Origin of the sequence: Nocardia brasiliensis (assembly GCF_011801125.1) — a bacterium.
GTDB classification, from domain to species: domain Bacteria; phylum Actinomycetota; class Actinomycetes; order Mycobacteriales; family Mycobacteriaceae; genus Nocardia; species Nocardia brasiliensis_C.
The window spans coordinates 7,643,940-7,669,634 of record NZ_CP046171.1 but is presented as its reverse complement, the minus strand read 5'-3'; the positions used below and the strand labels follow the sequence as shown (position 1 = coordinate 7,669,634).

The following is a 25,695-nucleotide window of genomic DNA, read 5'->3' as shown; positions in this document are numbered from 1 at the left end:
CGGGTTTTGTGTTCGGCCGCCGCGGCCATCGCGATCAACCGCGACGCCGACCCGGCCGCGGTCGCCTACCCGGCAGCGGTTGCGGGCGTCCCCGGCCATGCGTGCCGCGGCAGCGAGGAGTAGGCCGCATGCGTGCCGCGGCGGCGAGCAGTAGGCCGCCGAGAAGCATTGCGGCCCACAGGGTGTGGGCGGCGATGACGACCAAGCGATCCGTGCCGGAGCCGGTGCGCTCATCGATCGGCCCGGGGACTCGATACAACGCCAGATCGTTGTCGGCGTACACCTGATCCAGTTGCGCGAGCGTCGTTTTCGATTCGCCCAAGGGGCCTGGCGTGCCACGTTCCAGCAGCACCCAGCCCACGCCGTGTGCCGCCAGCTCCGCGGCCGAACCACCGTGCAGGAGCAGCCCTTCCACCGTCCGGGCGCGCGTGCCTTCGCCCGCCACGGTGCGTCCGCGCACCGGCAGCTCACCGGTCTGCAAGACATCGCGCGGCAGCATCCGCGGTGCCGGGTCGAGTACCGGCGCCGGCCCGCTGTACCGGAACTTCCGAAACATCCCGCCCGGCAACACCGCAACGTCCCCTGGCCCCGTCACCCGTTCGGCCACCACCTGCCACCCGGCCGGATACCGCACCGGCCGCAACGCCCCACCCACACCCCACCCCAGATCGGCCAGCGGCAACAAGAGCAAAACCATGCAAACCCCCGCTACCACCCGCGCCCGCACTCTGTTCGCCCCCGCTTCAGTGCTGGTGACGGTGCTGGAAGGCGCGGCGGTTTCGCCTGCGGTCGAGTCGCCGGCCGGAGATGCGGGGTCGGTGACTGTCGGCCGGTCAGCGGATGCGGTGCCCACGGGGGTCGGCGGTTGGTCGGTCGATGGGGTTTTCCCGAGTGTTGATTGCGGCTCGGCGGGTTGTGCTTCGGCGCCAGCGGCCGGGCCGTTGGGTGTTGTTGCAGGCGAACGGATTTCCCGGCCGGAGTGGAAGCGGGCGGCGATCGTGATACAGGCCGCGGCGGCGCAGAGTGCGTAGGCGGGCATGGCGAGGGCGACGTATTTCTGTGTATCGCGCAGTAGTCCGGTGCCGGGTATGTGGGCGACGAGCCATTCGAGCAGGTGCATGCCAGGTGAGGTCGCGCCGAGCGCGGGGAGCAGGATTGCCAGCGCCGCGAGGGTGACGAGCGCGCGATGCACGTAGCGGTTGTCCTGTTCGGCGCAGAGGGCGCGCAGTCCGGTGGCGACGATGGCGAGCAGCAGGAGCGTGCCGATGAACCCGAGCGGCGTTGTCCGGGAATCGGGTACGGCCTCACCGTTCCAGATCCCGCCGAGGCCCGCGAGACTGCCCACGGTGCCGAGCCCGGGTTCGGCACGAGCGGCGAACGCCGCGATCCCCGCCGGATCCGACGGCTCGCTCCCCGCCCCGGACACCGCGGTGGCCGACAACCACGGCGCGGACGCGAACACCGCCAGCACCGCGACCCCCGCGAACCGCCGCCACCCGACCACCACCAACGCCGTCACCGTCCCGAGCACCGCCCCGGTAGGCGTGAGCCCCGCCGCCGCAAGCGCCCCCGCCAACCCCGCCCAATCCCGCAGCGGGGGGCGCACGTTCGTGGCGCTGTGTGGGTGTGCACGGATGCGGTTGGTGGTCAGGATGATCCAGGGGAGGGCGGCGTAGCCGGTGAGCAGGCTCCAGTGGCCTTGGAGGAGTCGCTCGGCGAGATACGGGTTCCAGAGTGCGACGGTGCAGGCGACCAGCTGGGCGGGCAAGGGGGCGTGCAGGAGTTCGCGCACGAGGGCGGCGGCACCGTAGCCGGCCGCCCACAGCGCGACGAGCAGAATCGCTTTGACCACCAAGCCGCCGTCGACGAGCGATGACAGCACGGCGAGGGCCGCGTCCTGGGGTACCGCGCGCGGCGCGGCGTCGCCGAGTCCGAGGGCGGCGTCGGTGCGGTAGGCGCGCGGCGTACTCACCGCGTCGCGCAGCAGCAGGTAGCCCGGACCCAGCAGCGGACCCATGATGAGCAGCGTGAGCACCGCGCTGTACCCGGCGGGCACGACCTTCGCCCAGCGCACGCTCCGCTCGCTCTCGTTCACGCTTGTGCACCCTACGTGGCGGCGGGCCTGCGAGATCAGGGGGAACTACGGGCGGCGACCACTCGGACGATGCCGCCGTCAGTTCCTCCTGATCACGAAAACGCCCTCTCGAGGGGGTGCGAAGCCCCCGGCGCGACGGGTGAATGGGACGATGGCGAGCGTGTCTGCGGTCCGTCGGTTTCCTGTGGTGGCGGACCTGACGTTGGTGACGGCAGGTGCGATGACCGCCAACGTGGCGGGCTATCTACTCCAGCTGCTGGCCGGGCGCTGGCTGGGCGTGGCCGGGTACAGCGAGTTCGCGAGCCTGCTCGCGGTGCAGCTGCTGTGCGCGGTGCCCGCGCTGGCCCTGCAGAACGTGGTGGCCAGGGAACTGGTCCGGGGCGCGGGCGCCGCGGCGTTGCGTGGGTTGCAGTGGCGGTGCGCGGTGATCGTCGCGGCGGTGGTCGCGGTGCTGATTCCGGTGGTGACCAGTGCGCTGAACGTCGGGGTCGCCGCGTGCGCGGCGGCGCTCGGCGCCGCGCCCGCGCTGGTGCTGCTTTCTGGTGAGCAGGGGGTATTGCAGGGCGGCAGGCGATTTCGGGCGCTCGGCGTCGTGCTCGGCGCGGCCGGGATCGCCAGGGTCGCGCCCGCGCTGGTCGTGCTGGCCGTCGGCGGCGGTGCGGCACTGGCATTGACCGCGGCCGCGGCGGGTATCGCGGTGGCGGCGGCGTTCGCCAGGTTCGTCGCGGGTGCCCCGGCGCCGCGCGACCGCGCCGCCGAGGACGAGTTGGTGCAGGCCATCGGGGTCTTGCCGGTGTTGCGGGCGGCGCAGGTGCAGGCGGCACTGATGGCGCTGTCCTCGGCGGACCTGATCGTGGTCCGGATGGTGCTGGACGACGCGGACGCCAGCCGCTACGCGCTGGGCACCATCGCGGCCAAGATCGCGTTCTGGCTGCCGCAGGCGGTGGGCGTTGTGCTGTATCCGCGGATGGCGCAGCCGACGCATTCGGCGCGCGCGATCCGCGCGGCGCTGGCGGTGCTGTCCGGCATCGGCACCGTCGCCGTGCTGTGCGCGGCCCTCGCCGCACCGCTCGCTCCGCTGCTGGCGGGCCAGGACTACGCGCCGATTCAGGGCCTGCTGTGGCTGTTCGCCTTGCACGGCGCGCTTCTGGCCGTGCTCCAGGGGGCGATGCTGTCCGCGATCGCCGTCGACCGCACCGCCCTCGCCGCGCTCACCTGGCTGGGCCTGGCGGTCGAGGTGACGCTCATGGTCGCGTTCGCCCGTTCGATCCCAGCCCTCATCACCACCGCCGCCACCTGCGCGGCGACCACCACCCTCGTGGTCGCGATCATCGTCCTGCGCACCGCGGAACCCGACCGTGCGGCACGACCGGTCGCCTGAGCCCGCGTCGGTCGGCCCCCATCTTCGCGACGTCAGCAGTCAGGGCCGGTTGCAGGGCACGGCTGGTACCCAGCTTCACGGCGGACGCTGGGCCGTGTCGGTCCCAGTCTGGATCTTGCCGGCGTGCTCCAGTTCGGCGATCTCCCAACCGCTTCCACGGAAACCGGCTCGGTCGACAGCGACGTGCTCGCGAGCTAGGCGGGTCGATCCTGTTCGCGTACAAGCCATGCGACTGTCCACGCCAAAGGAAACGGCCCCCGGTCGAGGACCGGGGGCCGAATCATGGTGCTATATCACGGTTGTTTCGTGATGTTGATCTGTTCGGTCGGGGGATCGTTGTCCACGGGGCGGGACCCACCGGCCGCCGCCGCGCCGCCCGAGCGCCGGTTCAGCGGTCCGCCGCTGCCCGCAGGCGCGGCCGACGAGCCGCCGCGAATGCCGAGGATCAGGCCGATGATCAACGCGATCACGCCGAGCACACCGAATACGATCGGCATGATCCGGCCGTACAGCGAGAGCTTGTCGATGTTCTCCTTGGCCACCGCGATCTGCGACTCGATGGTGTTCTCGTTGAAGACGATGTGCGACTTCAGCGCGGTGACCTCGGGCTTTTCACCGGAGCGCGCGTAGTACAGGTGCAACTGCTCGCCGCCCTTGATCACGGTGCCGGTCTGCGGCTCGACCCACACGTCGCGGGTGTTGGTGTACCAGCGCGCCATGGTGATGTCGCCCTCGCCCTCGACGCCCCACTTGGCGGCGGGGAAGGTGAGCTTGTTGGTCGGCGCCGGCACCACGTCGAAGAGGTTGGTCGCCGGGATGGCCTGCTGGAAGTGGTAGACCTTCGTATTGTTGATCTCGGTTTCCTCGACGAAGTTGATGTCGTAGGTCTTGCGCACGTTGAGATCGAAGTACGGGTAGGTCTTCTTCTCGGTACCGATCGGGAAGCGGTACTGCAGACCGGTGTGCTGCACCGGGTCGGCGATGGACTGCATGTCCTTGTTCACCGTGACCGCGATGGAGCCGTTGGGCTCCTTGTCGACCGGCTCGCCGGTCTTGCGGTCGATGGTGACGCGGTCGATGGTCGCGGTCAGCAGGCCGGTGTCGCCCTGCTTGTCGGTGCGCCGCAGCGTCGAACCCGCCTGCACCGTCATCTCGGTGGCGTCGGAGGGCTCTTCGACGGTGAGGAAGCGCTGCGAGACCAGGTTGACGTCCTTGTCGATCTTCGCCGAGCCTTCGCCGGTGAGCGACTTGGAGTCCAGCACCAGACTCTCTTCACCGGGTTGGTTCGTCGCGATCGTGGTGATCTCGAGATCCAGAGGAGTCTTCGCCAGTTTGCCGACGGTGTATGTCGGGATCATCAGCGCGGCGACGATCAGCAACGCGCCGAGACCCACGAGCAGGCAGGCCACCGTCCTTCTGGTTCCGGCACTCAGTGCCATGCAAACACTCCTCGTCGTAGAACAGGGTCGTTCCGGCGAGTGCCCAGGATCGACCCCGGTGGCACTCGTGAGCCCCGACACTAACAGCCCGATGTCGTACCATGCGGCGTCGAGGCCGGAAACGACCCAGAAATCGCCCGAGTTTAGCGCGAAATGTGAAACGTCGAGTTATCACCTGGAAATCGGCAAGGCAGACTGGAGCCCGATGACCGCAACGCTGCCCACCGCCACTACCGCCGTTCCCGCGGCCGCCGAAGCCACGCCCGCGCGCGCCTTTCTGCCCGCGCTGGAAGGCATGCGCGGACTGGCCGCGCTCGGAGTGTTGTTGACGCACGTGGCTTTTCAGACCGGCGCCGCGAACACCCCCGTGCTCGGCCGGGTCTGGGGCCGGTTCGACATGGCGGTCGCGGTGTTCTTCGCGCTCTCCGGATTTCTGCTGTGGCGCCCGCACGCGGCGGCGGCGCGCGGGCTGGGACGGGCACCCTCGGTCGGCTACTACCTCAGGCATCGCGCCGCGCGCATCCTGCCGGCGTACTGGGCGGTGGTGGTCGCGGTGCTGGTATTGCTGCCCGGCGCGGCCGGGACGGCGGGCCTGCGGGTGTGGTTGTCGAATCTTGCGCTGCTGCAGGTATTCGTGCCGTTGACGCTGACCGACGGACTGACTCAGATGTGGAGCCTCTCGGTGGAGGTGGCCTTCTATCTGGTGTTGCCGTTGCTCGCGTTCGCCGTGGTCTGGTTGCGCGGCGGCGCGGCCCGCTATCGAGTGCCGGTGCTGCTGGTATTCGCTGCGGTGTGCCTGGGCTGGAACTTCATTCCGGTGCCGACGCCCGACGCTATCCATTCCGATAATTGGCTGCCCGCATATCTGCCGTGGTTCGCGATGGGAATGGTGTTGGCGGAACTCTCATTTCATAGCGATCGGCTATCTAAATGGTGGCGGATGGCCGGAAACCAGCCGCTGATGTGGGCGGTGGCCGCACTCGCCTTCGGGGTCTCGGCAACCGACGTCGCGGGCCCCGCCGGGCTGACGCACGCGCAGCCGTGGCAGTACGCGGCGAAGATGGGCCTCGGCGCGATCATCGGCTTCGCCCTGCTCGCTCCGCTGGTGCTCGGGCCTGCGGGCCTGCGGCACCGGTGGTTGGAGTCGCGGGTGGCCGCGACCGTCGGACGCTGGTCCTACGGCATCTTCATCTGGCATCTGGCGGTGCTGTCGGTGGTTTTCCCGGTGTTCGGGATCCTGCCGTTCGCAGGCGATTTCGGCTACGTCCTGGTGCTCACGATCGCGCTGACCCTGCCCGTGGCCGCCGCGAGCTACGCGCTCATCGAGGAGCCGGTCCGGCACTGGATGCGGCGCTGGGACCGGCCGAAGCCGCCGCGCGAGCTCGATGAAGCGGACCGCCTCGCCGCGCCCTGAGCCGAATTCCCCCGTGCCTCAGCTGTCGAGCCTGCGGTGCATGTCCAACAGGTGATGGCGCAACTCGTGCAGGGTGTGCAGCGCCAGCCAGCGCACCGAACGTTCTTGGCGCTCAGGGAAACTGTAGACCAGGGTGCGTTCCCAGTCCTCGTCTTTCAGCCGGTCCAGCACATTGGCGAACAACTGTGCGGCGTCACGGATCTGCCTGCCGACATCGGCGGGCCGCTGGTCGGCGTACCCGTCGTGCTCCACGCGTTCGTCGCGACCCATCGGTGTGGCCTCCGGGGTGTCCCAGCGGCGGGCGGCGAGCGCGCGTTCGCGTTGCACCAGCAGCACATCGCGCATGTGGCAGGCGTATTCGAGGGGCGACCACACCTCGGGCGCCGGGCGTTGCCGTAGTTTCGGCGACTCGGTGAGGAGCAGGTCGGCGTATTCGACGGCGTGCTCGGTGGCCAGTGACGCCACGTCGGTCGCGCGGGTCAGATCGTAAACGAAACCACATTCTGCACAGGTGTCCACGCCGGGCCACATTAGCAACGAGGTCCGTTGCGCCGCAGCCTGAATCGATACCCCGCCGATCAGTTCCCGCGGCGTTCGGGCGGCAGTGCCGCGACCCCGACGGCGATCACGGCGAGCAGTGCGGGCAGCTGCGCCCACACCGAGCCGCCGAGGTAGCCGTCGCCGGAGCGCCACGGCCCGGTGGACAGCGCCGCGGCCGAGATCACGGTGCCGAGTCCCGCGACGATGACCAGCGCCCGCGCCGCGTACGCGGGCCGCAGGCGCACGGCGGCGAGTGCGCCCGCGGTGAGCAGGGTGCCGACCGGCCCGGCGATCACCGTCGCGACCGCGGCGAGCCCGAGCGCGCCGAGCCAGCGGGTGCCCCAGGTGCGTGGGACGGTATCCGGCTCGTCGGCACCGGTGTTCGTGGCGCTGTCGAGCACCGCGGCACCGGCTTTCGGCATCGCCGCGGAACCCGGGGCCTCGGCGCGGGCCGTCTGCACCGTGCTAGACGCGATACTCCGTTCGGCCGCAGCCTTTTTCGACGCGCGCCGCGGATACGCGAGGAAAAACAGCGGTAGCAATAGCATCAGTCCGCCGAAAATGCCCAGGCGGTACCAGCGGTCGATCGGGAACGACACCGTGACCGGTCCGCGCGCGTCGGCCGGAATCAGCCAGGCCTGCTGCCAGCCGTCGACGACAACGGGCTGCAGCGTGCGTCCGTCGGCTGTCTGTGCCTGCCAGCCGACGTTCGTGCTCAGCGGCAGCACCAGCACGCGCGCGCCCTGGTCGGCCGGGACCGCGGCGGTGACGTCGGTGCGGTTCAGGCGAAGTCGGTCGACGAAGAACAGGTCGGTCGGGCCGACCGCGACATCGGCCCGTCCCGCTGCCAGGTCCACCGCGGCGGAGTCGGGCCGCGGCGCGGTGTCGTCGTCGGCACACAGTCGCGCGGGAACCGGTGCGCCGGAACGCAGCTCGTCCGCGGTGGCGGTCACCGAGGTGTGCCGGATCTGGCCATCGATGGTGATCGTCGGGCCCAGCGCGCACGGGACGGTGATCTCCCGGTCCAATGGCGCCGGGGCGGGGTAGTCGGGGCCGAGCACCTCGACCTCGGCCAAGCCCGGCGGCTGGGACTGCACGAAGCCGAGCGCGGTCTGGTCGAGCACCGGCCGCCAGGACTGCACGCTGAGCTCGATGCGATCGGTCACGGTGGGATGCAACGAGATTCGGCGTGTGGTGCCCGGGTCACCGGGTTCGAGCTCGCGCAACTGCGGTCCGTCGCCCAGGTTGACCACCACGGCGGTGGGGGTGGCGGGCAGCCCGCCCAGCGACGGGGTGAGGTCGAGGCCCGTCACCAGTGCCGGTTCGGGGAGTTCGAGCGTCAGTGTGGGTTTGGGCCCGGTCAGCGTGCGCACGGCGGCCTCCGGCGCGGTCCAGCTGGTGCGCGGATCGCCGTCGGTCGCGGCGAAGGCGGCGCCCCGCAGGTCCCCGACATCGGCCTTGCCGCGCGCGACCGGCCGACCGGGATCGGTGAGCAGCGCCTCCAGCGCAGGCCCCTGCCGCGTGCGCACCGTCAGTTCGGGTGTCACCGGCATCGGCTCTGGTACCGAGAGGGTGCGCTGGAACGTGCCGGGCTCCTCCGGCGCGAGCGCCAGACCCTTGCTGCAGCGCACTCGATTCGGCGACGCGAAACAGGCGCTGCGGCCGGGGAATTCCTGTCCGAGGTCCCAGCCGCGCACCTGCGCGCCGGGCTGGGTCGGCGGCAACACGGTCCGGTGCCGGATATCGACCCGGACCGGCTGGTCGCGCACGGAATAGTCGTCGAGGGTCAGCTCGCTGATGCCGAACTGTCCGCCGCGCTTGCCGGTCTCGGTGCGGATGGCGGTGATGGTGACCCAATCGGTCTTGCCCGCGGGCAGCGAAACCGACACCGGCGTACCGGGTTCGGGGATTCTGGTGGTCACGGTGCCGTTCGCGGTGCGCACCTCCACCCACTTCACCGGGTCGCCGATGGCGGCCGAGCTGGTGCTGAAGGTGAGCTGGCCTGCTTTGACCGGCCGGTCCAGGTCCAGCCGCAGCCACTGTCCCAGCGCGTGTTCGGTGCCGTTGCTGATCCAGGCGGTCGCTGGATCCCCGTCGACGACGGCTGCGGTCGAGCTGCCCGGTGCGGCACCGCCGAGCTGGGTGGCATCGGCGGCCGAACTGGACGCGGTGACGGTCGCGCCCGACCATTCGCCGCGCACGAGTGCGGCGCCGTCGACCGGATAGTCGGGCACCAGGTTGTGCGTGCGGCGGGCGTCGCCGGGAGCCCGCAGCGCCGAATTGTGGTTGTCCACCCGGCCGAAGTCGGCCTCGCGATCCATCGGGGTATCGGTGACGGTCACCGGCCCGATCGGTAGTCCGGCCCGTGCCGCGTCGGCGGCGAGCAGCGCCGGGGTCGCGGCCGCGCCGGGGTCGCGGCGCAGTCGTTCGAGCACCTCGGGTCCGCCCTGCACGACCGGCAACGCGCCGAGCGGCGCGGTGTAGGCGGCCGGGAACGATTGCGGCGCACCGGTTCCGCTACGTATCTCGGCGGGCGTGCCCGGCCTCGGCGCACCGACGTGGTATATCTCGACAGCCGGGTAGGCCGGGCGCAGGTCGCCGTCGGCAACCAGATCCTCGGCTATGACCGCGGATTCGATCGGCGCCCCGAATTCCGCGACCTTGCTCAGGCCCGGTGACCCCTCGATCGCCCGGTGCGCCAGCATCGGCCGGGTCGAGCGCGAGGTCTCGGCGTCGAGGTCGTTGCGCAGCACCAGGATTCCGATGCCTTGCCCGGCCAGCGTTGGGGCGAGCCCGGTGGACGGTCTGCCGTCGGCGATCAGGCGCTGTACCGAATCCATCGCGCGAATCGTGCCCGGTGGGTTCAGCGGCACCGCGTCGCGGACCGCCCACGGCGTGCTCGCCAGCGCCTGCAACGGCTCGTCGCGGGTAAGTCCCCAGACCTGGCTGCCGAACGGCGCGCCGGGCACCACCAGGGCGCGGGTGTCGGCGGCGTTGTCGCGCAACCATTGCGCGGTCTGCGTCCAGTACTCGGGCACCTTGTCGTAGGCGCCGCGCGGGGCGAGCCTGCCGGTCCAGGCCAGCGACGTGGCCAGGGTCAGCGCGGTAAGCACCAGCGCGGCGACGGCGACCAGCCGGTCCCGCTCCGGATGCGCGAAGGCGCCGCGCCACACCGGCATCGGCACCGAGGCGGGCAGCGGCACCCGGGCCAGCAGTTGAGCCAGGCCGAGTACCAGGGGAATTCGGATCAGCGGCTCGAGCTTGTGCACGTTGCGCAGTGGCGCGCCGCCGGAATCCAGGAACAGCCGCACCGATTCGGCGAACGGACCGCCGAGCTCGCCGACGTATCCCGCACAGATGCCGATCAGGCCGACACAGAGGATCAGGGTGAGCCGGCCGCGATCCGGCATGGACCGCATGGCCAGCCCGGCCATGCCCGCGGCGGCGAGCAGCCCGGTGGCGAGCACCGCGGCGGGCTGGGTCACCAGCACCGCGCCCGCGATGCGTTCCGGCGAGACGAACGGCGTCCAGCTGTCGGTGCCGCGCAGTACCTCGGCGAGCGAGGCCCATTGCGTTGTCACGCCTGAGGATTCGATGTAGTCCAGGAACGGCGGACTCACCTTGCCCAGCAAGAGCAGCGGCACCGCCCACCAGAACGTGGCGAGTACCAGCAGCGGCACCCAGGCCCTGGTGAACCGCCACCACGCGCGATCGGGCCGATACGAGCCCCACCAGAGCAGGGCGGGCAGGAACGCGGCGACCGTCGCGACCGCGTTGACCGACCCCATCAGCGCCAGCGCGAGCGCACTGCCCGCCGGAGAATCGGCACCGCCGCGTCGTCGCGCGCGCCGGCGCAGCCCGAGTGCGGCGGGCGCGAGCAACACCCACGGCGCCAACATCATCGGCAGGGTCTCCGAGGAGATGGAGCCCAGCGTGGTCAGCACGCGCGGCGAGAGCGCGAAGGCGATCGCCGCGACGATCCGGGAACCCCTGGTGCCGATGCCGAGGGTTTCACACAGCCGGATGATGCCCCAGAACCCGGCGAGCAGCAGCAGCGCCCACCAGATCCGCTGCGTCGCCCAGGCGGGCACGCCGAGCACATGCCCGGCCGAGAAGAAAGCGCCGTGCGGGAAGAAGTACCCGTAGGCCTGGTTCTGCACCTGACCCATCGGAGCCTGGCTGCTCCACAGATGGCTGGCGCGCTCGAGGAAACCCAGCGGGTTCTGCGCCAGGTCGTATTTGGTGTCGGCGACCGTGCGCCCCGGCGCCTGCAGAAAGGTCAGCAGGAACGCCGTGAGCACGGTGCCGACGAGCCAGCGTCTACCCAGCGGCGCAGTACTGTGCCGCCGCGACGCCGCGGTCGGTGCGAGCGATTCGGCGGTTGGCGCCGAGGTCAGCGACTGCCGTACTCGACGTTGTTCAGCAGCGAGGAGTCCTTGTCGCCGCTGCGGTCGATGTCCGGACGTGTGTTCTGCTGCACCGCAACGGTCACGAGGAGCACCGCGATCACGCCGAGCAGGGCGCCGCCGACAGCACTCGCAACACCAGGAACAGCAAACTTCATTGCGGCACTCCAATACATCGATGCAGGCACATTCCCGGTCAACCTAGCAGCCCGCCCCCGGATTCGGTGCGTTCAGCCCGCCGATTCCCGGTGATAGTCGACGGGTATCGCCGCGCGGTCCGCGGCGTCCGGCTCGGGTACCCGAGGTCAGTGCGCGGGGATCGCGCAGTGCAGGCTGCCGAGCAGGGTGCGCAGCTTGGCGGTGGTCTCGTCGAGTTCGGACTTGGGGTCCGAGGCGGCGACGATGCCGCCGCCCGCGTAGGCGTGCACGGTGCGTCCGTCGGCGGACAGTTCCGCGCAGCGGATCGCGACCACCCAGGAACCGTCGCCGTTCGCGTCGCACCAGCCGACCGCGCCCCCGTAGAAACCACGGTCCTCCTCGCTCGCGGCGATGGTCTCCAGCGCCAGCTCGGTCGGGGTGCCGCAGAGCGCCGGGGTGGGGTGCAGCAGCAGCGCCAGCTCGAGCGCGGTGGTCGCGGGGTCGCGGAGCCTGCCGGTGATCGGGGTGGCGAGGTGCCACACCTCGTGCGTGCTGACCAGTTCCGGGCCGTCGGGAATGGACAGTTCGGCGCAGACCGGGCCCAACCGGTCGCGGATCCAGTCGATGACGAACGCGTGCTCGTCCCGGTTCTTGCCGCTGTCGAGCAGTCCGCGGGCCTGGGCGGCGTCGGCCTCTGGATCGGCGAGCCGGGGCAGCGTGCCTGCCAGCGGATGCAGGGTGACGGTCGCGCCGCGGCGCTCGATCAACACCTCGGGGGTCGCGCCGACCAGGGTCGCTCCGGTGCGCCCCGCCGCGCTCAGATCCACCGCGAAGACATTCGCGCGCGGGTGCCGCGTGAGCAGATGCGCGGCCACCACCTCCGGATCCAGCGCCGCGGTCGCTTCCGCGAGGATCGAGCGGGCCGCGACCACCTTGCGCAGCGGCTGCGCGGGATCGCCGAGCTGCTCGACGAGCTTGGTCACCCGCGCGATATGTTCTGCGGCACTGGGGATTTCGGTGATGAACTGCACCGGTGGCAGCTCGGGCACGGCGGCGGGCCGCCACGGGCCCGCGGTGTGCTCGGCCCGTTCCGGCACGTTCAGCGCGGCGGGCCTGCGCGGGTCGAACGGCAACGCGCCGACGATCAGATCGGCACTGCCCGCGCGCAGCGCGGCGACCGCGCGTTCGGGCTCGTGGAATGCGATTCGGCTACCGGAAGCCCGTACGACGCCGTCGGGCTGTGCAAGCAGGAATCCGTCCATAGTCTCTCGACCCTAACCCCGCTCGGACCGCCGCGACGGCCCGCGTGACCGCATTCACGGCCGCACCGCGCCCGGGTTCGATTCCCCTGTGCGCGTAGCCACTTGCGCACTCGGCGCGGGTCAGCGGGATTTGCTCGCCGGCTCCTTGCCCGGCGGCACCATGAGCACCGGACGGTGGCAGTGCTTGAGTACGGCGTCGGCCACGCTGCTGTGCATCAGGGCGCGGATGCCGGTGGCGCCCCTGGTGCCCGCGACGATGATGTCCACATCGAGGTCGTCGGCGCACTCGACGATCGCGTTCCAGATGGTCGTGGTGCATTCCGCGGTGCGCGCCTCGGCGTTGAGCCCGGCGAGCTTGGCCAGGCGCACGCCTTCGGTGTTGATGGTGCGCGCGTCGACGTAGGCGATGTCCTCGACTTCCTCGTCGGGCACCCATTCGGGCTGCATCACCCCCGACAGTCCGGACAGGCGGGCGGCCTGGCGCACCATCGGCTCCCACGCGGTCAGCACGACGGCTCTGTCCGCGCTGAGGAATCGCCCCGCGTATTCGATGGCGCGCTTGGCGTTTTCGGAACCGTCGTAGGCAATGAGCATCAGATCGCACGGCACGATGGACCTCCTGCGGGGAGTCTCCCGGCTATAGCTCAAGGCTACCGTGGGAAACGCCGGTTCATCTGCTGGCGCGCGGGATCGGACCTTCCACTCGGAAAGGGTCCGGCAGCCAACCCGACCGTGCCGCAACGGCGCGCGAACAGTACCGTTGATCGTCATGCGGAAGACGCCCCTGCTCGTGTTCGTGGTGCTGGCCGCCGTCGCGTCGGCCTGCTCGAGCGGAGGCGACGGCAACCCGACGCCTGCGACCGGGAGCACTCCCGCGACCGTCGCCCAGCCGAGTTCGACCCCGAAGCCCGATTGCGCCGCGGGCTACCTCGCGCAGTTCACGCTGCGGCAGAAGCTGGCGCAACTGCTGACCGTCGGTGTCACCGGCCGCGCCGACGCGATGGATGTGGTGCGGTCCGAGCAGGTCGGCGGCATCTTCATCGGCGGCTGGACCGATCCTTCGCTGCTCGGCGCCGGGCAGATCGAGCAGGTCAAGCAGGCCGCCAAGGCGCCGCTGATGGTCACCATCGACGAAGAGGGCGGACGTGTCTCGCGCGTCCGGTATCTGATCGGCCCCGCGCCCTCGGCCAGGACCACGGCGCAGAGCAGCACACCCGAGCAGTTCTACGAAGCGACGTTGACCAGGGGCCGTGCGCTGAAGGACATCGGCATCACGGTGAATTTCGCCCCCGATGTGGATGTGAGCGCGCAACCCGACGACTCGGTCATCGGCGACCGCTCCTTCTCCGACGACCCCGCCGTGGTCACCCGCTACGCCGATGCCTACATCCGCGCCATGCGCGAGGTCGGGGTCGGCACGGTCATGAAGCACTTCCCCGGCCACGGCTCCGGCTCGGGCGACTCGCATCGCGGCGCGGTCCGCACGCCGCCGCTGGAGCGCCTGCGCACCGTCGATCTCGTCCCGTACCGGGACCTCGTCGGCTCCGGTGCCGGGGTGATGGTCGGCCACCTGGACGTGCCGGGCCTCACCACGCCGGACGTGCCGGCCAGCATCAGCCCGGAGGCGATGCGGCTGCTGCGGGAGGGCACCGGCTACGGTGCCGCGCCGTTCAACGGCCCGATCTTCACCGACGACCTGAGCGGCATGGCCGCGATCACCGATCGGCTGTCCATCGAAGCCGCGGTGGAGGCCGCGCTGGTCGCCGGGGCCGACAACGCCCTGTGGATAAGTACGGACGCGGTCTCGGCGGTGCTCGACCACCTCGAGGCGGCCGTGACGGCGGGACGGCTGCCCGTCGCGCAGGTCGACGCCTCGGTGTTGCGGATGGCGGCGTTCAAGGGCGCGTTACCGCGCTGCTGAGGCGCGCGGAGGTATTGGTTCCGCGACTGGAGAGCAAATCCGACCCGCGGAACTTACCTTGGAGTAATATATGAGATTCACCTGTGGTAGGAGAGCGGATGGCGGGCGGAACGAAGCGACTTCCTCGGGCGGTTCGTGAGCAGCAGATGCTCGACGCCGCGGTCGAGGTGTTCTCGCGGAAAGGCTTCCACGATACGTCGATGGATGCCATTGCCGCCGAGGCGAAGATCTCGAAACCGATGCTGTATCTGTACTACGGCTCCAAGGACGAACTCTTCCGCGCCTGCATCCAGCGCGAGGGCATGCGGTTCATCGAATCGGTGGTTCCCGCGGGCAACCCGCAGCTGTCCCCGCACGAACAGGTGCGGGTCGCGCTGGAGGGTTTCCTTGGCTACGTCGACCGCAACCGGCGCTCGTGGCAGGTGCTCTACCGGCAGGCCATCGGTCAGCAAGCCTTCGCCTCGGAGATCGAGAACGCGCGGGAACGGTTCATCGAACTGACCGCCAAACTGCTCGAGTCCAGCGCCAAGCACCCCGAGCCCGGCACCAACTTCGACGTCGTCGCGGTCGCGGTGATCGGCGCGGGCGAGGCCATCGCCGATCGGGTGGCCAGCGGGCGGATCGAGGTCAGCGAGGCCGTCGACCTGCTCGACGATCTCGCCTGGCGTGGTCTGGCCGGGCGCAAGAAGACGGAGTAGCGCCACCACGCTGGTGGGTAACCGTGCGGTAGCGGTTGCCGCGGTGCGCACGGCCTGTCAGAGTTCGGGGGATCACCACGCGGAGACCGGTTTCGACGAACGAGCCGGGGAAAAGGGGCGGGAAGTTGTTCGGGTTGCTCAGGCCGTGTGCGCACGGGGCGGCAAAGTACGGCATCGACGCGGCGCAGTGGCGCAGCCACCTGTGCGGGCTGTGTCTGGGGCTGCGCGACGAGCACGGCCAATTGGCCCGTGCCACAACCAATGTGGACGCGATCGTGCTGAGCGTGCTCACCGAGGCGCAGGCGGGCGGCCCGCAGCGGCGCACCGAGGCCGGGCGGTGTGCGCTGCGCGGCATGCGGCGCGCGTCCGTCGCGGCAGCGGATTCGCCCGGTGTACGCCTGGCGAGCACGGCGTCACTGCTGCTGGCCTCGGCCAAGATTCGGGACCACGTGGACGACGGTGATGCCGCCGCACTGGCCCGCGCCCCGCTGGCGCGGACCTCGGCCCGCTGGGCCGGGCAGGCACGGGCGAGCGCCCGCCGGATCGGCCTGGATGTGGATCCGCTGCTCGCCGCGCTCGGCGAACAGGCGCGGCTGGAGCGGGCGGCGCAGCAGCTGGCGGCCGTCGACCGGACGGACGCGCTGGCCGCGCTTACCCTGCCCACCCAGCTCTGCGCCTCCGAATTCTTCGCGCACACAGCGGTTTTGGCCGAGCGCCCGGAGAACGTTGACGCGCTGCGCGCGGCAGGCCGGCAGTTCGGCCGGATCGCGCACCTGGCCGACGCGGTGCAGGACTACGAACGCGACCTGGCGCGCGGCCGGTTCAATCCGCTCGCGGCGACCGGCACCACCATGCCGCAGGCCTACGAGCTGCTCCGGGAATCGGATGCGCGGCTGCGCGACGCGGTCGCCGACGCCGAGCTCGACCAGGTGCCGACCGTGCGCTGGATGCTGCTCGACCCGTTGACCTCGGTGCTGCGCAAGCTCACGCGCGGTGTCGGCGCGGCGGTCGCGCACAGCTGCGGCGTCAGCGCCGAGGACGCGCCGCGTGCCCAGCGCAGCGGCTATCAGAAGCCGACAAGGCGTCCCGGCGTCGGTGAGTCGCTCGCCCTGATCCTCGGTGCCTACTGCACCGGCTACGCGTGCTGCGCCGACCACACCCAGCCGTGCACCGGCGAACGAAAAGACGCCTGGATCAAGAACTGTGACTGCGGTGGCTGTGACTGCGGCGGTTGTGATTGCTGCGACTGCGACTGCTGCGGTTGTGATTGCTGAGCACCCCCGCGGCACGGCGCCCGCCGCGTAGCCGCGCGGAAACGAACTGAGCCGCACCCCTCGAAAGGGATGCGGCTCAGTGGGTTTCGTGTCTCAGCGCAGGGTCGCGGTGAGGTGCGGGTACCCCTTCTTCGGGTTGCGCAGCGCGAGATCCCAGCCGCCTTCGACCTGGTCGGTGTACACATTGACCTTGGCGGGCAACAGGATCGGCTTGCCGAACTTCACCGCGTAGGTGGCCTTCGACGGCACCCGGCCCTCGATCTCGCCGAGGATGTGCGCCGCCGACCACATGCCGTGCGCGATCGGCCGCGCGAACCCGAGCGCCTTGGCGCCCAGCTTCGACACATGGATCGGGTTGTGGTCGCCCGACGCGGCGGCGTACTGGGTGATCGTCTTCTGATCGATCTTCCAGACGCGCTGCGTCGGCGGGGCCGCCTCTTCCGGCTTGGGTTCTGGCTTCGGCCCACCCGAGAGCGAGGTGCGCTGCTGGTGCAGGAAGGTGGTGACCTGGCGCCAGACCAGTTCCCGGCCGACGCTGATCTCACTGATCGCGTCGACCAGCAGCCCCTTCGGGTGCTCGCGCAGATTCTCGATGTGGGACTTGATGTCCAGCGGCTCGCTCACCGAGATGTCGCGGGTGCGCTCGATGAGGTTCTCCGCGTGCACCGCGCCCACCGCGACGAACGGGAAGTCGCGCTGCACCACCAGCTGCATCACGATCGGGAAGGTGAGGATGAACGGGTAGGTCAGCGGCAGTGCGTCGCTGAACCGCAGCCCGGTCGCCCGGCAGTAGGCGGCCAGGTGATCGGGATCCACCTGCAGCCCGTCGAGCTGGATCGCCCGATCCGGCAGTGTCGATTTGCGCGCCGAGACCAGCGGCAGCGGCACCGCGCCAAGCGCGGCCTTGAGGTAGAGCGGGCCGTTCTTGGGTGGTTCCGTCAGCGTGATCATCTGGGTCATCATGCTCCGATCAGGCTCTGCCCGCAGACCCGAACGATGTTGCCGGTCACCGCGTTCGACGCCGGGCTGGCGAAGTAGGCGATGGTCTCGGCGACGTCTACGGTCTGGCCGCCCTGCAGCAGCGAGCTCATCAGCCGGCCCGCCTCGCGGGTGGTCAGCGGGATGGCGGCGGTCATCGCGGTCTCGATGAAGCCGGGCGCGACGGCGTTGATGGTGATGCCCTTCTCGGCCAGCTTCGGCGCCTCGGCGTTGACCATGCCGATGACACCGGCCTTGGACGCGCCGTAGTTGGTCTGGCCGCGGTTGCCCGCGATGCCCGCGATGGAGGACACGTCGATCACGCGGCCGCCGTCCTTCAGCGCACCGCGCGCCACCAGGCCCTCGGTGATCCGGTGCGGCGCGGCGAGGTTCACGTTCAGCACCGAGTTCCAGCGGCCCTCGTCCATGTTGGCGAGCAGCTTGTCCCTGGTGATGCCCGCGTTGTGCACCACGATGTCGATGCCGCCGAAACGCTCGGTGGCGAACTCGGCCAGCTTCTCCGCGGCGTCGGGCGCGGTGACATCGAGCGCGAGCGCGGTGCCGCCGACCTTGTTCGCGGTCTGCGAGAGCGCCTCACCGGCGGCCGGGATGTCGGCGACGATCACGGTCGCGCCGTCGCGCGCGAAGACCTCGGCGATGGTCGCGCCGATACCGCGCGCGGCGCCGGTGACCACGGCGACCTTGCCGTCGAGCGGGCGATCCCAGCTGGCGGGGGCGGTGGCGTCGTCCTTGCCGACCTGGATCACCTGGCCGTCGACGAACGCCGACTTGGCCGAGAGCAGGAAGCGCAGGGTCGACTCCAGGCCGGTGGCGGCGGTCGACGCCTCGGGGTGCAGGTAGACCAGCTGTGCGGTGGCACCGCGCAGCAGTTCCTTGGCCACCGAGCGGGTGAAGCCCTCGAGCGCACGCTGCGCGATCTGCTCGTCCACCGACGCGGCCAGCTCCGGCGTGGTGCCGATGACCACGATGCGGCCCGACGCCGCGATGCTGCGCATGGCGGGCTGGAAGAACTCGAACAGCTGGGAGAGGTCCTCGATCGAGCCGATGCCCGTCGCGTCGAAGACCAGCGCGCCGTACTTGGTGCCCGCGCTCGCCGAATCGGCGAAGGTGTAGTCGGTCAGCAGGGTGCGCAGCGGCTCGGCGACCCGGCCCTTACCGCCGAGCAGCACCGGACCCGGCAGCGCTGGCTCGCCTGCCTTGTAGCGACGCAGGTTCTCCGGCTGCGGCAGCCCGAGCTTGCTCGCCAGGAACTGACCCGGGGAGGAGTGTACGAACGATCCATAGAGGTTGGGCGCACCCTTGCTCTTGCTGGCTGCCACTGTTCCTACCTTTTCTGTGTGGTCGGCGGCGTGCACGGTCCCGGTGCCGTTACGCAAGCTACCGCCTCCGGGACTGTCGCTCACGCCGCGATGCTGTACTCGGGTCTGCCGGTTCCCCCGGCATTCGCTCTGCTCACGCACATTTGCGGGGGTACGGTGTCGACAACAAACTTACTCCAGAGTAAGTTTAATGTAAACCAATCGCGACGGGGCGCCGATCTGTGGAGACTTCCACGCGGACTCCGAAGCGCCGGACATCCCCAACGAGACCTGGAGACTCGAGTGACAACCAAATCCCGTTCGGCGAAGAGCACCGCCAAGACCGGTAAGACCGCCCGCCCGGTCGCGATCGTGGGCGGCAACCGGATTCCGTTCGCTCGCTCCGACAAGGCCTATGCCCACGCGTCCAACCAGGACATGTTCACCGCCGCGCTGAACGGCCTGGTCAGCCGCTTCGGCCTGCAGGGCGAGCGGCTCGGCATGGTCGTCGGCGGTGCCGTACTCAAGCGCGTCGGCGAGCACGGCATGATCCGCGAGAGCGTGCTCGGCAGCACGCTGAGCCCCTACACCCCGGCCCACGACCTGCAGCTCGCCTGCGGCACCGGCCTGCAGGCGGTGGTCACCGTCGGCGACGCGATCGCCGCGGGCCGGATCGAGGCGGGCATCGGCGGCGGCACCGACACCACCTCGGACGCGCCCATCGGGGTCAGCGAGGGCATGCGCGAGTGGATGCTCGACGCCAACCGCGCCAAGTCCAACAAGGATCGGCTCAAGCTGGTCGGCCAGTTGCGTCCGAGCATGCTCGGCATCGAGATCCCGCGCAACGCCGAGCCGCGCACCGGGCTGTCCATGGGTGAGCACGCCGCCATCACCGCCAAGGAGTTCGGCATCGCGCGCGAGGCGCAGGACGAACTGGCCTACCTGTCGCACAAGAACATGGCGGCCGCCTACGACCGCGGTTTCTTCGACGACCTGGTCACCCCGTTCCTCGGCCTGACCCGTGACGACAACCTGCGTCCCGGCTCTACCATCGAGAAGCTCGCCACGCTCAAGCCGGTGTTCGGCGTCAAGGCGGGCGACGCCACCATGACCGCGGGCAACTCCACCCCGCTCACCGACGGTGCCTCGGCCGTGCTGCTCTCCACCGAGGAGTGGGCCGCCGAGCGCAAGCTGCCGGTGCTCGCGCACCTGGTGGACAGCGAGGTCGCGGCGGTCGACTACATCCACGGCCCCGACGGCCTGCTGATGGCGCCCACCTACGCGGTGCCGCGCCTGCTCGCCCGTAACGGCCTGACGCTGCAGGACTTCGACTACTACGAGATCCACGAGGCGTTCGCCTCGGTGGTGCTGGCGACGCTGGCGGCGTGGGAGTCCGACGCCTACTGCAAGGAGCGGCTCGGCCTCGACGGCGCGCTCGGCTCGATCGACCGCGGCAAGCTCAACGTCAACGGTTCGTCGCTGGCGGCGGGGCACCCGTTCGCCGCGACCGGCGGCCGCATCGTCGCCTCGACCGCGAAGATGCTGGCGGAGAAGGGCTCCGGCCGCGCGCTGATCTCCATCTGTGCCGCGGGCGGCCAGGGCGTCGTCGCCATCATCGAGCGGTAGCACGCGCGAAACAGCAACTGCCCGAGGGTGTTCGGCCGGATGATCCGGCCGAACACCCTTTTGCGTTCAGCGCACCGAACTTGTTCTGGCAGCGGCGAATCGGACCAGCCGGTCGTAGCGCTGCTGCCCGCGTAACTCCTCGTCGGCCGAGACACCGGACATCATGGTGTTGCGGACGATGTCGATGTGCACGATGCCCGGGCAGATGGTGCTGACTCCGATTCCGCTGCCCGCCAATTCGGCGCGCAGGCAGTCGGAGATCATGAACACCGCGGCCTTGCTCGTCCAGTAGGCGCTGAACGCCTGCGGGGTGTAGGCCGCCATGCTCGCCAGATTCACGATGTGTCCGCCCGCGCCGCGCTCGACCATCGCGCCGGCGAAAGCCCTGCGGCCGTTGACGTCTCCGTGCAGATTCACCGCGAGCACGCGATCGAAGTCGGCCGCCGGTGTGTCCAGGAAGCGCCCGGTCTGCCCGGTGCCCGCGTTGTTGATCAGGATGTCGGGCACGCCGTGCTCGCGCAGCACGTCGTCGGCGTGCTTGCGCACCGCCGATTCGTCGGAGACATCGAGTTCGTAGGCATTGCCCTGCCCGCCAAACCTGTTCGGCCCGGCGGTCCTCGTCGGCGAGGCTCGAGTGCCGCACCGCGGGATCGCGGGTGCCGACGATGATCTGGGTGGGTACCGCGGTGTGCTCTCGTAGACGGCGATGTCGACCTCGCCGTTGCGCACCACATGTGGCTCAGCCATGCCCCACTATCCGGACCGGGCGTCGCGGTCCCGTCCACCCATTCTGTCTGGGACAGTGCGATTCGGGTAGATCTCGGCGATCGCGATGCCCGGGGGTGTGCGGCTGTGAGGTTTGTCATGAATGTCGGACACCACATTTGTCGCATTTCACTGTATTAATTCAAAGTTTTTGTAGCTACTAGCAGGCAATTTTGGTGTTACACCTTTTATTCGACTGCTGTGGATCGGTCATATGGACGCTTGCGGTGGGGCTGATCTGTGTGTTTACCTGCACGTCACCTACTGTGCTAGCGGTACCCGGTGGCTAAACGTGCGTTTTGTCACCGCTCTACAGACACGCAGCTACTGAAAAGACATCTCTTCGCTCAACGAATTGCTCTATCCGAGCACGCAGAGAGGAAGGCTGAACAGCTGATGCGAATCGGTATTGCGCTGCGCACCACCGCCATGGCCCTGACGGCCGCGGTGGGGCTGGGACTCGCCGCGGCGGCCCCGGCGGGTGCGGCCGACGAGGTGACTCGCTACCTGGATCTACCGCTGGTGAATCGGGACGCGGCGAGCGGGCCCGGTGGTGTCAACCCGGAGTTGCCCTACGACGCGGCCGAATTGCGTGAGCTGCTCGACGAGGCACGGTCCCAAGGCGTCGCGCCGACGAGGTATGCGGCGCTGCTCTACCAGTATTGGCTCGTCGACGCGACCGGCAAGGCGGGCATCGACCTGCGGTCCTGGGATCCGCGCGCGGGCGTGGAGGCCAACCGCGCCAACCTGATCAAGTCCTACCGCTATTACGAAGACCTGCAGCTGAACCATCGCGAACTGCAGTGGGCGGGCATGGGCGGGCAGGTCGGCGCCGACTTCGGCGGCGGCCTCGTCGATTTCGAGCTGATGAGCAACATCTACAGCCTGCCCGGCCTCTCGGAGTCCGCGCGCGGCGTGCTGGCCGCGGTCGAGCAGGCCGCGGGACCGCAAGCGGTGGCGCAACTTCCGAGCGGGCTGCGCGCGCTTGCCGCGGCGGGCCCGCAGATCACACCCGCCGACCTGCACTACCTCATCGGGATGATCCTGGTGATGCAGAAGAACATCTTCTCGGATCTGATGCCGATGCACGACGCGTACGTCACCGAGGGACTGTCCGCGCTCGAGGAGTTCCAGGCCGCCGGGCTTTTCGACGGCGAGGTGATGGGCGCATGGCGCGATGTGGCCTCCGGCGACGCGGACCGGATCGCGGCGGGCAACGCGGCACTGCTGCGCCGCGAACAGTATTGGGCCATTCGCGACCAGTGGGACGCGACGCGCAATTACAAGGGCGTGGTCGGTGAGGCGGTCACCTACGTCAGCGGTGCGGCGGGCTCGCCGTCGGTCGCCGGCGTCGCGCCGCCGCGCGAGTTCCGGCCGGTGCGCATTCCGGTCACCATGGCCGACGGTCGCCCGGGGCTGCTGACTTTGCCGCTGCCGGACTGGAATTGGTCGGAGTTCGACGCGCGGTGGGACTACATCACCTCCGAACTGCTGCCCAAATACAAGTTCCAGGTCGAGAACAACTGGCCCGCACTGGAAGCCGTGATGCGCACGCCGTACGAGGTGCAGATGGAGTCGCATCGTCCGCTGTTCAACATCCCGCAGCTGCTGGACTCGGCGGCGCGGCAACTGCAAGTGACCCCGATCGAGACCATGGCGGTGCGCTGAGATGAAACGATTGACCGTGGCCATCGCGACGGCCACCGCCCTGCTGCTTTCCGCGGGAAACGCGGGGGCCGAACCTGGTCCGCAGGGCACGCCCGGCTTGGACCGGGTCTTCAACGGCTTCGTCGTCGGGCAGATCCAGAACGCGCAGCCGGTTCCCCCGGACCAGGCCTTCCAGGCGCTGCTGGCCAACGATCCGTTCTACGAGGAACCGCCGCTGACCGGCGCCGAACAGCCGGGCACGCTGCTGAAGGCCAAGAAGGTCGATGTGATGTTCCTCGGCATCACCCCGCCCGACATCGAGGCGTACAAGCTGATGTACGTGACCACCGGCATCGACGGTGTCACGCCGATGATCAGCACCGGCATTCTGATGATCCCCGATCATGGTGCGCCCGTGGGGGAGAAGAAGGTCATCTCCTACCAGGAGGCCAACGACAGCGTCGGCTGGTCCTGTCATCCGAGCACGCAGTGGACCGGCGGTGACCCGCTGGACGGCTCGTCGTGGTCGGCGCTGGGTCCGCTGGCGCTGATGTTCGACAAGGGCTACGCGGTGATGATCTCCGACGTGGGCAACGACGGAGATCGCAAGCCGCACGGCGTGTTCGCGGGCAAGTTCGCCGCGCACGCTCAACTCGACGGTGTCCGTGCGGCTTTGGGTTATCGGGAGGCCGGACTGGATCCCAAGGCGCAGGTTTCGCTGTTCGGCATCGCGGGCGGCGGGGTCGGCGCGGCGTTCTCCGCCGAGTTGCAGCCGACCTACGCGCCCGAGCTCGACGTGAAATCCGCTGTGCTGGAAGGCATGGTCGTCAACCCGCGCAACTTCATGCGGGTCGCCGACGGCTCGGTGGGTTCGGGCTTCGCGCTGGCGACCCTGCTCGGTCTGGAGCCCGCGTACCCCGACATGCGGGTGAACGAGAAGCTGAACCCGGCCGGCGTCGCGCTGGCCAACGCCTTCCGCACCCAGTGCCAGACGCCCGCGTACTTCGGATTGCCGTTCCTGCCGCTGAACACGCTGTTCAACTCCGGACTCAGCCCGGCCGACGAGCCCGCGTTCCAGCACGCGTTCGAGGAGAATGTGCTCGGCCGGTCCGGGACACCGAAGGCCAAGGTGGCCATCACCTCCTGCGCCGCCGACGATTCGCCGATGTCGCTGGTGCCCGCCAAGGACTCGCGCGACCTGGCCGAGATCTATCGAGCTGGTGGCGCCGACGTCACCTACCAGCCGACCGATTGCAGCATGGTCCGGATGCTCACCGACATCTACGGCTGGGGCACCGACCTGTTCGGTATGCAGACGATCGACTGGATCGACCGTAACTTCGACTGAAAAGGACTGGCTACCATGGCATTTCTCTATGGACTCAACTATCTGTTCTGGTTCGGCCCGCTCGCGGTGGCCAAGTTGATGGCCCAGGCCGCCGGCTTCTGATCGCGTGCCGACGGCCGCGGCGCCCGCACCAGCGGGGCCGCGGCCGTCGCTCACTTTCCTGGCAGCTCGTTGTGCCCGCCGAAGGCCTTGCGCATCGCCGAGAGCATCTTGTCCGCGTACACCGATTCCCCGCGCGAGGAGAACCGCTGGAATACCGCGGCGGCGAGCACCGGCGCGGGCACGCCGGTGTCGATCGCGGCGTCGAGGGTCCACCGGCCCTCACCGGAATCCGAGACCCGTCCGCTGTAGGAATCGAGGTTCGGGTCGGCGTAGAGGGCGCTCGCGGTGAGGTCCAGCAACCAGGAGGCGACCACCGACCCGCGTCGCCACACCTCGGTCACCTCCGCGATATCGAGGTCGTAGCGGTAGTGCTCGGGATGCTCGAGCGGGGTCTCCTCGGCGGAGAACTCGCCGGTGTGCTCGGCGCCGAAGTTGGCCTTGTGCAAGATGTTCAAGCCCTCGGCGTAGGCGGCCATCGCGCCGTACTCGATGCCGTTGTGCACCATTTTGACGAAGTGGCCCGCGCCCGCCGGGCCGCAATGGAGGTAGCCCTGCTCGGCCGGTGACGGTTCCCCGGTCCGCCCCGGGGTCCGTTCGGCCGCCTCGACGCCGGGCGCGATGGAGCGCAGCAGCGGATCCAGATAGCGCACCGGTTCCGGCTCGCCGCCGATCATCAGGCAGAAGCCGCGGGTCAAACCGAAAACGCCGCCCGAGGTGCCGATGTCCACGTAGTGGATGCCCTTCGGGGTCAGCCGCTCGGCGCGGGCGATGTCCTCGTGATAACGGCTGTTACCACCGTCGATGATGATGTCGCCTGGCTCGAGCAGCTCGGCCACCTCGTCGATGACGGCACCGGTGGCGCCGGCCGGAATCATCACCCACACCACCCGCGGGGTCTGCAGGGCCCGCACGAACTCCGTCAGATCGGTGCTGCCCTGGAAGTCGTCGCCGAGTTCCTGGCGCAGTTCGTCGATGGCCTTGGGGCGCCGCTCGTAGCCGACCGCGGTGTGCCCGTCCCTGACGATGCGGCGCACGATATTGGCGCCCATCCGACCTAGGCCGATCATTCCCAGCTGCATTCCATCTCCCTCGTGTGTGCGACGCCGTCCGGAGGCTCCGCGAGCCCTGGTGGTGAGAGGTCGTCCTCGATTGTCGCGCGCCGGTGCGCGCGGAATTTGTCCGGACTGTGTAACGCATGGTGCGCCGTGCCGATAATCAGATCGGCTCCGCGTAGTTGCCAGACCCCCGACCCGGCAACTGCGCGGGGCCCTTTGCGTGTTCCACCCGAGGCTTTGCGGGCGGTTAGCTGCCCTCGGCGTCGGCCGGACGGTGTCGGGACGGA

Annotated in this window: 18 protein-coding genes and 1 pseudogene; 8 read left to right on the top strand and 11 right to left on the bottom strand. The window is 69.6% G+C overall.

Annotated elements, in window-relative coordinates:
- Window positions 1-34: 34 nt before the first annotated feature.
- A complete protein-coding gene (locus F5X71_RS35190; protein WP_174817198.1) occupies window positions 35-2,095 on the bottom strand; it encodes a hypothetical protein in 2,061 nt (686 codons plus the stop codon).
- 220 nt (window positions 2,096-2,315) lie between these two features.
- Here F5X71_RS35190 and F5X71_RS35185 point away from each other — a divergent pair, with 220 nt between their 5' ends.
- Window positions 2,316-3,476 carry a polysaccharide biosynthesis protein gene (locus F5X71_RS35185; RefSeq protein ID WP_238815625.1) on the top strand — a complete coding sequence of 387 codons (1,161 nt, stop codon included), beginning with the start codon at window positions 2,316-2,318 and terminating at the stop codon, window positions 3,474-3,476.
- Window positions 3,477-3,769: 293 nt separating this feature from the next.
- Here the strand turns inward: F5X71_RS35185 and F5X71_RS35180 are convergent, their stop codons facing one another.
- Window positions 3,770-4,915, bottom strand: a complete 1,146-nt coding sequence (locus F5X71_RS35180) for a DUF3068 domain-containing protein (protein WP_167465861.1) — start codon at window positions 4,913-4,915, stop codon at window positions 3,770-3,772.
- A gap of 205 nt (window positions 4,916-5,120) precedes the next feature.
- Between F5X71_RS35180 and F5X71_RS35175 the strand changes: the two genes are divergently transcribed.
- The gene (locus tag F5X71_RS35175; protein WP_174817197.1) at window positions 5,121-6,329 is read left to right on the top strand and encodes an acyltransferase family protein; all 1,209 of its coding nucleotides are present in this window, start codon (window positions 5,121-5,123) and stop codon (window positions 6,327-6,329) included.
- A gap of 18 nt (window positions 6,330-6,347) precedes the next feature.
- Here the strand turns inward: F5X71_RS35175 and F5X71_RS35170 are convergent, their stop codons facing one another.
- From F5X71_RS35170 to F5X71_RS35150, 5 genes are all read right to left on the bottom strand, one after another.
- Window positions 6,348-6,848 (bottom strand): DinB family protein, encoded by a 501-nt coding sequence (locus F5X71_RS35170; protein ID WP_238815624.1) that lies wholly within the window; start codon window positions 6,846-6,848, stop codon window positions 6,348-6,350.
- A gap of 59 nt (window positions 6,849-6,907) precedes the next feature.
- Window positions 6,908-11,170: an alpha-(1->3)-arabinofuranosyltransferase gene (locus tag F5X71_RS35165; RefSeq protein WP_167465860.1), complete on the bottom strand. Its 4,263-nt coding sequence runs from the start codon at window positions 11,168-11,170 to the stop codon at window positions 6,908-6,910.
- A gap of 92 nt (window positions 11,171-11,262) precedes the next feature.
- Complete coding sequence (locus F5X71_RS35160) at window positions 11,263-11,433, bottom strand: DUF2613 domain-containing protein (protein ID WP_167465859.1); 171 nt, start codon at window positions 11,431-11,433, stop codon at window positions 11,263-11,265.
- 147 nt (window positions 11,434-11,580) lie between these two features.
- The gene (locus F5X71_RS35155) at window positions 11,581-12,675 is read right to left on the bottom strand and encodes an isochorismate synthase (RefSeq protein ID WP_167465858.1); all 1,095 of its coding nucleotides are present in this window, start codon (window positions 12,673-12,675) and stop codon (window positions 11,581-11,583) included.
- 120 nt (window positions 12,676-12,795) lie between these two features.
- Complete coding sequence (locus F5X71_RS35150) at window positions 12,796-13,284, bottom strand: universal stress protein (protein WP_167465857.1); 489 nt, start codon at window positions 13,282-13,284, stop codon at window positions 12,796-12,798.
- 160 nt (window positions 13,285-13,444) lie between these two features.
- Between F5X71_RS35150 and F5X71_RS35145 the strand changes: the two genes are divergently transcribed.
- From F5X71_RS35145 to F5X71_RS35135, 3 genes are all read left to right on the top strand, one after another.
- Window positions 13,445-14,596, top strand: coding sequence for a glycoside hydrolase family 3 N-terminal domain-containing protein (locus F5X71_RS35145; RefSeq protein WP_167465856.1), 1,152 nt, complete (start codon window positions 13,445-13,447; stop codon window positions 14,594-14,596).
- A gap of 98 nt (window positions 14,597-14,694) precedes the next feature.
- Window positions 14,695-15,294: a TetR/AcrR family transcriptional regulator gene (locus F5X71_RS35140; RefSeq protein ID WP_167465855.1), complete on the top strand. Its 600-nt coding sequence runs from the start codon at window positions 14,695-14,697 to the stop codon at window positions 15,292-15,294.
- Window positions 15,295-15,419: 125 nt separating this feature from the next.
- On the top strand, window positions 15,420-16,568 hold the full coding sequence (locus F5X71_RS35135; RefSeq protein WP_167465854.1) for a DUF5685 family protein: 1,149 nt from the start codon (window positions 15,420-15,422) through the stop codon (window positions 16,566-16,568).
- Window positions 16,569-16,661: 93 nt separating this feature from the next.
- Here the strand turns inward: F5X71_RS35135 and F5X71_RS35130 are convergent, their stop codons facing one another.
- Window positions 16,662-17,528, bottom strand: coding sequence for a MaoC family dehydratase (locus tag F5X71_RS35130; RefSeq protein ID WP_174817196.1), 867 nt, complete (start codon window positions 17,526-17,528; stop codon window positions 16,662-16,664).
- Window positions 17,528-18,886 (bottom strand): 3-oxoacyl-ACP reductase, encoded by a 1,359-nt coding sequence (locus tag F5X71_RS35125; RefSeq protein ID WP_167465852.1) that lies wholly within the window; start codon window positions 18,884-18,886, stop codon window positions 17,528-17,530. Before F5X71_RS35125 ends, F5X71_RS35130 begins: the two co-directional genes overlap by 1 nt.
- 282 nt (window positions 18,887-19,168) lie before the next feature.
- Between F5X71_RS35125 and F5X71_RS35120 the strand changes: the two genes are divergently transcribed.
- Window positions 19,169-20,491: an acetyl-CoA C-acetyltransferase gene (locus tag F5X71_RS35120; protein ID WP_167465851.1), complete on the top strand. Its 1,323-nt coding sequence runs from the start codon at window positions 19,169-19,171 to the stop codon at window positions 20,489-20,491.
- A 108-nt stretch (window positions 20,492-20,599) separates the two neighbouring features.
- Here the strand turns inward: F5X71_RS35120 and F5X71_RS35115 are convergent.
- A pseudogene (locus tag F5X71_RS35115) lies at window positions 20,600-21,085 on the bottom strand (SDR family NAD(P)-dependent oxidoreductase); the annotation flags it as partial.
- 567 nt (window positions 21,086-21,652) lie between these two features.
- On the opposite strand from F5X71_RS35115, the gene F5X71_RS35110 reads away from it, so the two are divergent.
- Complete coding sequence (locus F5X71_RS35110; protein WP_167465849.1) at window positions 21,653-22,924, top strand: hypothetical protein; 1,272 nt, start codon at window positions 21,653-21,655, stop codon at window positions 22,922-22,924.
- 1 nt (window position 22,925) lies between these two features.
- Window positions 22,926-24,251: a lipase family protein gene (locus F5X71_RS35105; protein ID WP_167465848.1), complete on the top strand. Its 1,326-nt coding sequence runs from the start codon at window positions 22,926-22,928 to the stop codon at window positions 24,249-24,251.
- A 152-nt stretch (window positions 24,252-24,403) separates the two neighbouring features.
- On the opposite strand, the gene gnd is transcribed toward F5X71_RS35105, so the two are convergent.
- Window positions 24,404-25,432, bottom strand: coding sequence for a phosphogluconate dehydrogenase (NAD(+)-dependent, decarboxylating) (gnd, locus tag F5X71_RS35100; RefSeq protein ID WP_167465847.1), 1,029 nt, complete (start codon window positions 25,430-25,432; stop codon window positions 24,404-24,406).
- Between the last annotated feature and the right edge of the window lie 263 nt (window positions 25,433-25,695).